This is a genomic window from Paenibacillus sp. FSL R7-0313, assembly GCF_037969885.1.
Classification (GTDB): Bacteria; Bacillota; Bacilli; order Paenibacillales; family Paenibacillaceae; genus Paenibacillus.
The window spans coordinates 4,353,781-4,366,031 of record NZ_CP150219.1 but is presented as its reverse complement, the minus strand read 5'-3'; the positions used below and the strand labels follow the sequence as shown (position 1 = coordinate 4,366,031).

Here is a 12,251-nt window from a genome sequence, read left to right as displayed (position 1 = left end):
TGTTCAGATCATACTAGTTTATTATTAAGTATCCTTCAGCAAGTCAACCATGTTAGAATAGTGAATTTCACTCAGTTGCTCGATAAAGTTATCTACCCTGTAGTTCTCCGGTTCAACTATCCAGAGACAAATTACTCCTACCAATCCAGATATCATGTATTCGAGGCCAATTTTTATCTTCTCATCGTGGCGATGATCGCCGATTCCCGAAAAAATGATCGTTTTAAAAGCCTCTTTCAAGTATACGGAGAAGTTTGGATAAATATTTTGAGTGATCATTGTCTTAAAAAATATCATATTGGCTTCAATATCGTCGAAAATCGTTTTTAACATGGTAGCAAACATATCTTTATCCATCTCATGAATTGAACTCACTTCCAGGCTTAAACAAGCATTTAAACTCTCCACGTTTTCCTGAAATAACTTCTCCATGAATTGAGGTTTATCTACATAGTGCAAATAAAATGTGTTGCGATTTATCATCGCTTCTTTGGCAATGTCCTGCACAGTAATTCTTTCATAGCCTTTGGTTTGTACTAATCTCAGAAACGCTTCTTTAATGGCTTTCCGCGTTTTGAGAATGCGCAGATCCACTTTATCTTTACCCAATTCGTGCTTCCCCTCCATAAATAATGGTCGGATTTATCAAAAGTGATGTTTAAATAACACATTGAATTATATCAACCATTGAGTCCTTTAAGTGTACGTTTTACAATTAAAACTGTCAATTGAACTCACTAACTCAATCATAAAAGGAGAATCATAAATGAAAACACTGGCGATTGTTGGTGCAGGTAAGGGACTAGGATTATCTATTGCGAAGATCTTTGGCAAGCGCGGCTTCCAAGTGGCATTAGTTGCAAGAAATGTTGCAAAACTGCAAGATATGGTGGATGAACTGAAGGCGGATGGTATCGAGGCAGCTTATTTCGTAGCAGATATTTTTAACAAGGAACAGATTGCACAGGCTGTGACCAACATGAAAGAAAAGTATGGTCAGATTGATGTGTTGGAATTCAGTCCAACAGCAGGCAATTATCCTCCCACTTCTGTATTGGAGTTAACGGCGGAGAACGCCAGGGACGCATTTGAGGCGAATGTGGTTAGTGCCATCCATGTCGTCAATGCTGTTCTCCCTGATATGCTCGCCAGGAAAGAGGGAGCCTTACTCTTTACCTCAGGGTTATCCGCCATGTACCCTGTGTCCATGATGGGGAATATCGGTATTGCTCTTTCAGGGTTACGCAATTATGTTGCTAATCTTCATACTTCATTGTCTGCTCAAGGGATTTTTGTGGGCCACCGCTCATTAGGTTTATTGATCAAGGAGTCAGGTACTGGCGCAATTAATGATCCGGATGTAATTGCCGAGATGTGGTACCAGGCCTATGTAGAGAAAAACGTATGGGAAGAAGAATATCCTAAGGGTGTTACCCCCGAAACCATTTTGTTTTAACATTGGTGATGATTTCAGCAGGTCATAACATACAGTTGTAACAAAGTAGATTAGCTTGAGAACTAGGCATATATTTTGTGCTAAGAAACGGCTTGAAAGAGATGAAGAAGTCGCTAATTTAGCGGCTTTTTTTGTTTTTCGGTACAAGTTCTTGTCCCGAGTCGAGGACAAGAACTTGTACCGATTTCCGATTAGATAAAAACCTAACTAAGTTTCATGCAATTTCATTTAACAAATGTGTAGGAAAAATAAACTAATTGTCCAGTGAAAATATAGTATTTTCTTAGTGTTTAGGTTAAAGACAAGTCCCTGTTTAAGCACTACATGCTACACGCGTAGGTTCTTTAATAAATGATTGGAAATGGAATATAAAAAGGAGGACGTAACCCGCGAAGGCGCGGAGGGCAGTGCTTAGACTTTCATGAATAAAAGAGGTGTCTGTGGTATTATATGTAATTATGGGTTATGAAATAAATGGATTATTTGAAAAGAAAATGGGGGAATCAAAATATGGAACGTAAAATTCAACTAATGGAAACCTACGTAAATATCGACTTTGGAAACTCACCCTTTTTAAAATTAGATAAAGGGTTGCAAATTCCATACTCTTCAATCGAGGGAATAACAACAGGTAGACCAATACCCAATGCTTTTAAACTATATGGTGCTTTATTAGGAGAAAAGAGAAATGGGTTATTTAGATCAAATGGTGGTTATCAACTCCACTTTTTTGAAAATGAGCTTGAAACTCTTCATTTAGATTTGAATAGCTTAAAAGTTGGTATGTTCAGCATATCAAAGTTGATCATTGGTGTTGAAAATCCTGAAGAAATAAGTGAAAATATTTCCGAAAGAGTGAAGTGATAATAAAGGAAAAGTGTATTACGAACGTGAGACGGTGGAACTTCGAGAAAAAAGCTTACGAGCTCAAAAACTTGTGAAGACAGATAATGGTTGCGATCTAGAGGAGAAGAAATAATATGTGCGACAAGACAACGGCAAAAAGGATCACTTCATTGTAGAATATAAGAATTATGAGATGGGCGGGAATTGTACATTTTTTCGGGGGAAGTGCTTTATTATGTGTACTAGGAAAGAATAAGCGGGGCTTATACAATAACATTAGAGATTGTAAACGCTTGCTTTTAATTCTGAGGATGCAATCAACGAATTACCGTAATCCCGTATATGAAGGATTCTATTATTCCAATACCAAAGGAGATGCCTTATGAATCAACAACAACTACCTAAGCCCCACCAGCCGCTCGTAACCCACATCTTCACTGCGGACCCGTCCGCCCATGTCTACGAGGGCAAAATCTACATCTATCCTTCCCATGATCTCGATCATGACGAGCCGAGCAATGATAACGGCGACCAGTATAAAATGGAAGATTATCATGTCCTCTCGATGAACAACTTTGACTCCCATGTGGTCGATCACGGCGAAGCGTTGCATCTTAGAGATATTCCGTGGGCCTCCAAGCAGCTCTGGGCACCAGATGCCGCTTATAAGAACAATACCTATTACCTGTTCTTCCCGGCACGGGATCATGACGACATCTTCCGTCTGGGTGTGGCAACATCAGAGTCTCCGGCAGGCCCATTCATGCCGCAACCGAATTATATGGAAGGCAGCTTCAGTATCGATCCGGCCGTACTGGTGGATGACGACAATCAGTCATACATCTATTTCGGCGGACTCTGGGGTGGCCAGTTGGAGAAATGGCAGACCGGCAGCTTCGTGCCAGATGCAGAAGGACCTGCTCCTGACCAGCCGGCGCTTGGACCGCAAGTTGCACTGCTTAGCGACGACATGCTGTCCTTCCAAGGCAAGCCTGCCGAGATATCGATTGTCGATGAAGACGGGAATCCGATTCTGGCTGGGGATGAGGAACGGAGATATTTTGAAGGCCCATGGGTGCATAAATATAACGGCTATTACTACCTGTCTTACTCTACAGGAACCACGCATAAGCTCGTATATGCGATCGGCAAGAACCCGATGGGACCATTCACGTTCAAGGGCGAGATTCTCTCTCCGGTTATCGGCTGGACAACCCACCACTCCATTGTGCAAGTTGAAGACAAGTGGTATCTGTTCTATCACGACAGCTCCTTGTCGGAAGGCGTCAACCACAAGCGCTGCGTTAAATATTCCGAGCTGAAATACAACGAAGACAGAACGATCCAGAAGATCAACCCTTATCCGGGTGGCGAGTCAGTTGGCGAGTTAGCGGAAACTGATAGGATTACAAAATAAGGCATAACATGAGGCAGCTCCTGACGGGGCTGCTTTTTTGATGGGAGGATTAGTTGTATCACTCAAACTTGAGAAAATCTCTGCTGAACAAAGAATATTTTTACTGTGACACTATGAACAGTAAAAAATGATTCTTTCTATTGAGGACCAATACCATTAATAATAAGAGCTCACTTAGAATATTTTGCAGACCAAATCGTTAGTCATCAAATGAGAAGTGAAGGGGGACAGTATTATGATGGAATCCTGTGGCGAGATAAAAGTTAAATGAATTGAATATTTTGCTTGAGTAAATTTTTTGTATCATGAACTAACCTTTCTGGGCAGACAATCATGAACAACATCGCCAGTAAAACCAAACAATATGCCCAGTTTATCTATCGCTTGGCTGCAACGTTTGTCGTGTCAAGGGAAGATGAGTTGCACGGGAATGACGGCGTTCTTAGGAGAATAGATGTCATCCATTTGTTCACGTAACAGCTTGACGGCTGTTCGTGCCATTTCCTGTTCATCCTGCTGCACATAAGCTACGCCTGAAAGATGTGGATTATCAAAAGATAGCAAATCGATATTTGAGTGAACGTTCAGAAGGCTGATCGCGGCGGATGTAAGGCGTGCTGTTTCTTCAGTCAAGGAGAAGGCTGCCGAAATTCCACTGTGGTTTTGCAAGAAGTTGCTTACATAATCCAATGCTTGTTCGCTGCGTAGAATGTCGAGAGGAATGTGACACCACAAGCTCTTGTCAATCGAGATGCCTTGATCTGTGTACGCCTGCTCGAAGCCGAGCGTGCGGTCCTCGACGGCTGTATTGGCATTTTCAGGTGAGATGAGCGCAATCTGCTGATGACTCTTGGATAACAAATGGGATACAGCTTTATACGCACCGCCGTAATTGTCGGATGTAATGGTGTACGTCTCAATGTTTCGCAGATAGCGGTCGATGAACACACACGGGAATTTATCGAGCGACAGACGCAGTAATGATTCGTTGTACTTCTCATCTTCTGTTGGAAAAACGATCAGCCCCCTCACTCCGAGCTCCGTTAGTGTACGAATGACGTTTGATTCGATCGAGGAGGACTCGCGCGTGATGCTTAGTACCATGCTGAGGCCGGCTTCTTGCAAGAAGTGTTCCGTGTAGTCAACGAGCTTCTGAATGACACGGGTTCTCATCGTCGGAATGATGAAGCCGATGAGCGGCATGGAGGACGTGCTGCGTGGGGATGTTGAGAAATTGATGCTAGAAACAACAAGACTAGACGAGACGAATGAGCCTTTGCCTTGTACGCGTATAATTAATCCCTCGTCAGCTAGTAGGGTTAGGGCGTTCTTGACGGTTATTTTACTTACTCTGAATTCGTCCATTAGTTCTTGCTCAGAAGGAATGCGATCCGTTGGCCGAAGCTGCCCTGATTTAATTTTCTGTATAATGTTTTCTCGAATTTGTTTGTAGAGCGCCAGCTTTTTCAAAGAGTAGCATCTCCCATAAACTTTATGATTTTATAATCAATTGGTTATATAAAGCTTATTTCATATATATTATAATACGGCGTGTAAAGCGCTTACAATATGGAATCTGAGAAATTGTTGCGAAGGGGTCTTTTCTTTGAAAGGTTAGAAATATGTTAAGGATGGTGGTGCCAAGGTGGATTGAAACCGCTTAAATTAACAGAACTAACTAGTCAGCCGACTTTTCACATGCATAACAAAAAAGAGAGGATGACGAACAAATGAAAAAACGCAGTGCTTTAATCTCCATCGTTACACTCCTTATTATGTCACTTGTTTTTACTGCATGTGGTAATCCTTCCGGTTCAAAAACGGAAACGCAGCAATTAGGCGCTAATGCCGGCGAGAATGCAACAGAATTATCATTTTGGACATTCGTAGATTTGCACGGCAAGCATTTGGATAAAATGCTGGGGTTATGGAACCAACAGAACCCAGACAAACAGATTAAGTTGAATGTAACGGTTATGCCTTACGATGATATGCACAACAAGCTCTTATTGGCAGTTACAAGCGGAAAAGGTGCTCCTGATATCGCGGATATTGAGCTTGGTCAATTTCCTAAATTCTTGGAAGGTGACAACGTTCCCCTGGAATCTTTAAATGATGTATTTGCACCATACAAAGACGCTGTTGTTCCTTCACGTGTCGAGATTTACTCCAAAGCCGATCAGGTTTATGGCTTTGATTATCACGTAGGTGCTACGCTTGCTTTCTACAACACTGAAATTCTCGAACAAGCAGGTGTTGACTACAAGACAATCAAAACGTGGGAAGATTACAAACAAGCAGGTATCCAGGTTTACGAAAAGACTGGCAAGTACTTAGGTACTGCTGATACATCAGCTTCGTTCCAAGCATCGTTGCTACTAGCTCAGCAAAATGCTGATTTTACAGATGAAAATGGTAATCCAAAAGTGAACTCGCCTGAAATGATTAAAGCGTTTGAAATGTTAGTCGATCTGCAGAAGAACAATGTTATTCATACGATCCCTGGCGGACAACCCGACACAGAAGAAGCAAAAGGCGAATATAACAAAGGCAACTACGCAAGTGCATTAATGCCTGAGTGGTACATGTCCCGCTTTGTAAACGAAATGAAAGACCTTAAAGGTAAGTATGCAATAGCTCCATTGCCTGTATTCGAAGAAGGTAATCCTCGTTCCGTTGGCTTAGGCGGTACTGGCACAGTTGTTACTAAGAATGGTAAAGACGTTCAGTTGGCAAAAGAATTTGTAGCCTTTGCTAAGCTTTCGAAAGAAGCTACTACTGAAATCTGGAATACACTTGGATTTGACCCAATCAACATGGAAGTATGGAAAGATGATGCAGTTACGAAAAACCCTGAAAATGAATACGTCCAATACTTTAAAACAAATGCATTTGATACTTTGAATGAAATCAAGGACGAAATTAGAGCGATAAAGTCCGTTAAAGCTTCACCAACCATCGGCAATATATTCAATACGGTTACTTTGAATGCTATCTTTGAAGATGGCCAAGACGTGAAGGAAGCGTTGAATGAAGCACAAGCAGCAATTGAACAAGAATTGAAATAAATATAATAAGTAAATGATTTGATTAAACCTGTTGGCAGGTATAGTGGTCGGCAGGTTTAACCATAGTCAAGGGAGATTGAGAATATGATAAAGAAATTTGTATACTCTCAAAAAGTTGCGCCTTATGTTTTTGTATTGCCATTTATACTTATATTTTTGATCTTCTGGTTTTATCCGCTTGTAAATTCATTCGTAATGAGTTTTCAAGATAGGATGTTGGGACAGGATCCTAAATGGATTGGTGAAGCGAATTATTCGAAATTACTTACAGATAAAGTGTTTTTGACATCTATTAAAAATAGCGTTGTGTACATGTTAGGAACTTTAGTACTGTTGATTCCTTTTCCCATGTTATTCGCCGTTATGATCAACAGTAAGTTAATGATGGGAAGAGAGTTTTTTAAATCTTCGTTCTTTCTCCCTGCATTGACATCTGTCGCAGTTGCGGGGACCATTTTTCGCCTTACATTCGGTGAAATGGAAGGTTCATTAATGAACAGTTTCCTGGGTCTATTTGGTATAGAGCCTATTAAATTTTTGAAAGACGGAAATTGGAGTATGGCAGCACTGTTAATCCTCGCATGTTGGAGATGGACGGGCGTTAATATACTTTACTATCTTTCCGGTTTGAAAAGCATTGACAATGAATATTATGAGGCTGCTTCAATTGACGGGGCATCTGCTTGGCAGAAGTTTAGAACGATCACAATGCCATTATTGAAGCCGACCACGGTATATGTTACCACAATTAGTGTTTATGCAGGTTTAGCCATGTTTACCGAGAGCCTGATGATGTTCAACGGTAACAAATCACCCCAAAATATTGGTTTAACCATTGTTGGATACCTATATAGACAAGGGATTGAGCAGAATAAGCTGGGTTACGCAGCTGCAGTTGGTATCGTTCTGTTAGTCATTGCTATGGTTATCAATTTAACGCAGTTGAAATTTAGTGGAATGTTCAAAAAGGAGGAGGATTAAAGTGGGCAGAAGTCAGACGAGGAGTGATTTCATCTCTAGAATAGTAATTATTTGTTTATTCATTATACTATTCGTTATAATTATGATCCCATTCTACGCAGTGGCCCTATCTTCCTTTAAACCCGGTGAATCATTAGTTAGGTATGGTCTTAACCTAAGTTTGGATTTTGAAATCATGAGTTTTGATAATTTCATCTTTCTGTTTACTGGACAACATGATTATTTTGTATGGTTTTGGAACAGTATGATTTTAACAATCGTTCAAGTGGTTTTAACACTTTTTGTAAGCGCATTTGTTGCATATGGTTTTGCAGCATATCATTTTAAAGGTAAGAACTTCCTCTTTATATGTGTTTTGCTCATTATGATGGTGCCTTTCGAAATACTGCTGGTTCCCTTGTACAGCCTAATTAATGATTTGGGAATGGTGAATAGCTATTCGGCAATCATTTTGCCCGGTATAACCAATGCCGCGACAATATTTTTCTTCAGGCAATATCTACGAAGCATACCCAAAGAGATTATTCAATCTGGGCGGGTTGATGGCGCAAACGAGTATGCGATTTATTTTAGACTAATTATGCCGATAATGAAGCCATCCTTTGCAGCAATGGCCATTCTGAATGGTATGAATAGCTGGAATAATCTATTGTGGCCATTCATGGTGCTCGGAGATCAGAGTAAATATACACTTCCAATCGGTTTGAAAACGTTGTTAACTCCTTATGGCAATAACTATGACTTATTGATCGTGGGCTCCTTCTTCTCCATCATTCCAATTTTCATACTGTTCATTGCCTTTCAGAAATATTTCATAGACGGTATGACTGCAGGCGCTGTTAAAGGGTAGTGTAAATTATGATGAAACAGGTGATAAGATGGAAATTCAACAACGAGCTTCACACGTCATTCAACCATTAATTGAGCAGAGAGCTGATCCTTTTATTTACCGACATTCGGACGGTTATTATTACTTCGTAGCATCCGTTCCGGAGTATGATCGGATTGAAATCCGTAGAGCCCAGAATCTTGAGGGGCTTGTTACATCAACTCCTGTAGTGATCTGGAGAAAGCGCGAGACTGGTATCCTTAGTGCCAATATTTGGGCACCCGAACTGCATTTTATTGATGACAAATGGTACGTGTATTTCGCTGCCGCACACACGACGGAAACGAATGAAGGCTTGTTCGACCATCGGATGTACGTGCTAGAGAATGAAAATTTCAATCCGCTCGAAGGCAGTTGGATGGAAAGAGGGCAGGTTCGTACCGAATGGGAAAGCTTCGCCCTCGATGCCACTACCTTTGAGCATAATGGCAGCCGTTATTACGTATGGGCACAAAAGGATCCGAATATCGAAGGTAACTCTAATCTGTATATATCCAAAATGAGCAATCCATGGACGCTGACTGGGCCGCAAACGATGATTTCGCTGCCGGAATATGACTGGGAGATCATTGGTTATAAAGTGAACGAAGGTGCGGCATTTCTTCGCAAGGGTAATCGGATATTCCTCTCTTACTCGGCTAGCGCCACCGATTTCAATTATTGTATGGGCCTGCTTGAAGCCGATGCGGATGCTGATTTGCTCGATGCCACCTCATGGCGCAAGTCGCAAACTGCGGTTCTCTCGACAGATGAGAGCATCTCAATATATGGTCCCGGTCATAATTCCTTCACGGTGTCAGAGGTCGAAGATAAGACGCTATTTGTGTTCCACGCAAGAACGTACAAGAACATTATAGGAGATCCGCTGTACGATCCGAATCGCCATACATTTGTGACAGAGCTTTTGTGGACGGCTGACGGCAGACCTGATTTCCGCGGCTCTGTTGCAGCACTTGCACGTTCTTTACAATGAACGAGTGTCCCAACAAGGTTGGTTGATGGATTTGAGTTCGTTTATCCAACTTGCCAAAGAGAGAGAGTTAAAACATCGAAGGCACCTTACTGGGTGCCTTCGACTTCGTTCAACAGATAATACGTCGAACCGTAATACAATTAGTGGTAAGTTGCCTTCAAACTTGCCGCTCCAGTTATCCCGGAAAATCATATCAAAAAAACAAAAAAAGTCGCTGATCAATAGGATCGGCGGCTTTTTTTATGTTATCGGTACGAGTTTTATTCCGTGCCAAGGACAAGAGCTTCTATCGATTGCCGGAATGGACAAGAACATTGTCCTATTACCGTTAAGAAGTACATCTAAAGAATAAGATGTAATTTAAATCTTAACAGGCAGCATAAATTCTGCACAGTATTCAAATTTCTTATGGGACAAACAACTCGATAAGATACAAAAACGGGCTTTGAGTCACTTATAGCGAGAGGAACTGTAACGGGCAAGTTTCTGATTTGTTACAAGGTCAGCATATGAACAAGGTTGTAATTATGTAAATTTCAGTTGGAAATGATGATTTCAACCTGATGTAATGATTTGTAAAATAAGCTTATCAAAAAAGAACTAGGAGAGGTTCCCATGACAAAGCCAGACGTCCCGCACCATCCACAGATATCAGGTTATAGCCGTAAAATCAATGATCCATTCTGGTCGCATTATATTGAACTGGTCCGCAACGTAGTTGTTCCTTATCAATGGGAAGCGCTCAATGACCGTATCGAAGGAGCTGAACCAAGCCGGGCCATTCGGAATTTCCGCATTGCTGCTGGGGATGAAGAGGGCGTTCATTATGGCATGGTTTTTCAGGATAGCGATGTTGCGAAATGGATTGAAGCAGCTTCGTACCTGCTCTCCGCGAAGCCCGACCCGGAACTGGAAGTCCTCGTGGATTCTGTTATTGAGACCATAGCTCGGGCACAGCAAGCCGATGGTTATTTGAACACGTACTTCATCTTGCGTGAACCTGGGGCGCGATGGACGAACCTCGCCGAGTGTCATGAACTTTATTGTGCAGGACATATGATTGAGGCTGGTGTAGCGTACTATCATGCCACGGGCAAACGCACGCTGCTGGATGTGGTTATTCGCCTGGCGGATCATATAGGCACCGTGTTTGGTACAGAGCCGGGACAATTGCCAGGTTATGATGGACATCAGGAGATTGAACTTGCACTCTTCAAATTGTATGAGACGACAAAAGAAGAGAAATATCTGGAACTGAGCCGTTATTTTCTGGATCAGCGGGGAGCGAGTCCGCATTTTTTTGTAGAGGAATGGGAGAAAAGGGGCCGTACCATACATTTTGGAGAGTTGGATATGGTTCACCGACATACGTACTCCCAATCCCATCTGCCTATTAGGGAGCAGTCGACAGCAGAAGGCCATTCGGTTCGACTGGTGTACATGTGCGCGGCTATGGCAGATGTAGCTGCGAAGAAGGAGGATACATCGCTGAAAGAAGCCTGTGAACGGTTGTGGAGCAACATCGTAAGCAAGCGAATGTACATTACGGGAAGCATTGGTTCATCAGCCAAAGAAGAAGCATTTACAGGCGATTATGATCTGCCTGGAGATACCGCCTACGCAGAGACCTGTGCCTCAATTGGCCTGATCTTTTGGGCGAAGCGCATGCTGCAGATGGAGCAGGATAGCCGGTACGCAGACGTTATGGAGCGAGCCCTGTACAACACGGTGATTAGTGGCATGTCTCTGGATGGTCAACGTTTCTTCTATGTGAATCCGCTTGAAGTCGATCCGAAGATGCAACGTGTGAATCCTAATTATGCCCACGTGCGAACACGCCGGCAAGGGTGGTTTGGTTGTGCTTGCTGTCCGCCGAACATTGCGCGATTAATTGCCTCATTGGATCAATATGTATATACCCCGGCTGTGGAACAGGCTACGTTGTATGTACAATTGTACATCGGAGGGGATGGGGAATTCACACTTGAGGGTAGGAGAGCAGCCCTAACCATGGACTCTGACTATACCTCCACTGGAGATGTGAAGCTGATCGTTCGGCCCGATTCCCCAGAGGGAATGCAGTTTACGATAGCTCTGAGAAAGCCGGACTGGTGCAAGATTCCCGAGCTGTGGATTAATGGGGAGAAGAGCGAACAAGATGGTTTTACTTTTGAATACGGTTACATAAAAGTGACCCGTTTGTGGAAAGCCGGTGATGAGATTAAACTTCACTTCCCTATGGAGTTGCTGCGGATGAAAGGGCATGATCACATCAAAGCCACTTTCGGAAAAGTAGCCATCCAGCGGGGACCGTTTATGTACTGTCTCGAAGAAGTCGACAATGGCCGCGGATTGCATCGCATTCAGCTGCCCCGGGATGCCAAGTTTCATATCGGTAGCGGGGAACAGATGCCTCTGGGGGTTCCGGCTCTTACAACCATTGGGCAGAGAATCGTATCCCAAGAAGACTGGGGAATACATCTGTATCGCAGTGATGTTCACTGGGATACACAGCCTGCCGAGCTTCGGTTCATTCCTTACTTCACTTGGGCCAATCGGGATGAAGGAGAAATGAGCGTTTGGATTCGCGAAAGCGAATAAGAAGAAGTCTACTAGTGCTG

Annotated in this window: 10 protein-coding genes; 8 read left to right on the top strand and 2 right to left on the bottom strand. The window is 42.6% G+C overall.

Annotated features, from left to right (window positions below; all coding sequences use genetic code 11):
* Positions 1 to 24: 24 nt before the first annotated feature.
* Positions 25 to 609: a TetR/AcrR family transcriptional regulator gene (locus tag NSQ38_RS19120; RefSeq protein WP_339783526.1), complete on the bottom strand. Its 585-nt coding sequence runs from the start codon at positions 607 to 609 to the stop codon at positions 25 to 27.
* Between the two features lie 157 nt (positions 610 to 766).
* Between NSQ38_RS19120 and NSQ38_RS19115 the strand changes: the two genes are divergently transcribed.
* The 3 genes from NSQ38_RS19115 to NSQ38_RS19105 all read left to right on the top strand — a co-directional run bounded on the left by NSQ38_RS19115 (position 767) and on the right by NSQ38_RS19105 (position 3,719).
* A complete protein-coding gene (locus NSQ38_RS19115) occupies positions 767 to 1,456 on the top strand; it encodes an SDR family NAD(P)-dependent oxidoreductase (protein ID WP_339783524.1) in 690 nt (229 codons plus the stop codon).
* 510 nt (positions 1,457 to 1,966) lie between these two features.
* Positions 1,967 to 2,320 carry a hypothetical protein gene (locus NSQ38_RS19110; protein ID WP_338587030.1) on the top strand — a complete coding sequence of 118 codons (354 nt, stop codon included), beginning with the start codon at positions 1,967 to 1,969 and terminating at the stop codon, positions 2,318 to 2,320.
* 364 nt (positions 2,321 to 2,684) lie between these two features.
* Entirely contained in the window at positions 2,685 to 3,719 is a 1,035-nt protein-coding gene (locus NSQ38_RS19105; protein ID WP_339783522.1) for a glycoside hydrolase family 43 protein, read from the top strand.
* 405 nt (positions 3,720 to 4,124) lie between these two features.
* Here NSQ38_RS19105 and NSQ38_RS19100 read toward each other — a convergent pair whose 3' ends face one another.
* Positions 4,125 to 5,189, bottom strand: a complete 1,065-nt coding sequence (locus tag NSQ38_RS19100) for a GntR family transcriptional regulator (RefSeq protein ID WP_339783520.1) — start codon at positions 5,187 to 5,189, stop codon at positions 4,125 to 4,127.
* Positions 5,190 to 5,449: 260 nt separating this feature from the next.
* Here NSQ38_RS19100 and NSQ38_RS19095 point away from each other — a divergent pair, with 260 nt between their 5' ends.
* From NSQ38_RS19095 to NSQ38_RS19075, 5 genes are all read left to right on the top strand, one after another.
* Positions 5,450 to 6,787 carry an extracellular solute-binding protein gene (locus NSQ38_RS19095; RefSeq protein WP_339783518.1) on the top strand — a complete coding sequence of 446 codons (1,338 nt, stop codon included), beginning with the start codon at positions 5,450 to 5,452 and terminating at the stop codon, positions 6,785 to 6,787.
* 84 nt (positions 6,788 to 6,871) lie between these two features.
* The gene (locus NSQ38_RS19090) at positions 6,872 to 7,768 is read left to right on the top strand and encodes a sugar ABC transporter permease (RefSeq protein ID WP_339783517.1); all 897 of its coding nucleotides are present in this window, start codon (positions 6,872 to 6,874) and stop codon (positions 7,766 to 7,768) included.
* Position 7,769: 1 nt separating this feature from the next.
* On the top strand, positions 7,770 to 8,618 hold the full coding sequence (locus tag NSQ38_RS19085) for a carbohydrate ABC transporter permease (protein WP_339783515.1): 849 nt from the start codon (positions 7,770 to 7,772) through the stop codon (positions 8,616 to 8,618).
* Positions 8,619 to 8,646: 28 nt separating this feature from the next.
* Positions 8,647 to 9,630: a family 43 glycosylhydrolase gene (locus tag NSQ38_RS19080; protein WP_339783513.1), complete on the top strand. Its 984-nt coding sequence runs from the start codon at positions 8,647 to 8,649 to the stop codon at positions 9,628 to 9,630.
* A gap of 615 nt (positions 9,631 to 10,245) precedes the next feature.
* Positions 10,246 to 12,231, top strand: coding sequence for a beta-L-arabinofuranosidase domain-containing protein (locus NSQ38_RS19075; protein ID WP_339783511.1), 1,986 nt, complete (start codon positions 10,246 to 10,248; stop codon positions 12,229 to 12,231).
* Positions 12,232 to 12,251: the final 20 nt, after the last annotated feature.

What these genes read in the sequence shown, in the direction of transcription:
- NSQ38_RS19115 (WP_339783524.1), top strand. Translation starts at nt 767, where the DNA reads ATGAAAACACTGGCGATTGTTGGTGCAGGTAAGGGACTAGGATTATCT.
- NSQ38_RS19110 (WP_338587030.1), top strand. Translation starts at nt 1,967, where the DNA reads ATGGAACGTAAAATTCAACTAATGGAAACCTACGTAAATATCGACTTT.
- NSQ38_RS19105 (WP_339783522.1), top strand. Translation starts at nt 2,685, where the DNA reads ATGAATCAACAACAACTACCTAAGCCCCACCAGCCGCTCGTAACCCAC.
- NSQ38_RS19095 (WP_339783518.1), top strand. Translation starts at nt 5,450, where the DNA reads ATGAAAAAACGCAGTGCTTTAATCTCCATCGTTACACTCCTTATTATG.
- NSQ38_RS19090 (WP_339783517.1), top strand. Translation starts at nt 6,872, where the DNA reads ATGATAAAGAAATTTGTATACTCTCAAAAAGTTGCGCCTTATGTTTTT.
- NSQ38_RS19080 (WP_339783513.1), top strand. Translation starts at nt 8,647, where the DNA reads ATGGAAATTCAACAACGAGCTTCACACGTCATTCAACCATTAATTGAG.
- NSQ38_RS19075 (WP_339783511.1), top strand. Translation starts at nt 10,246, where the DNA reads ATGACAAAGCCAGACGTCCCGCACCATCCACAGATATCAGGTTATAGC.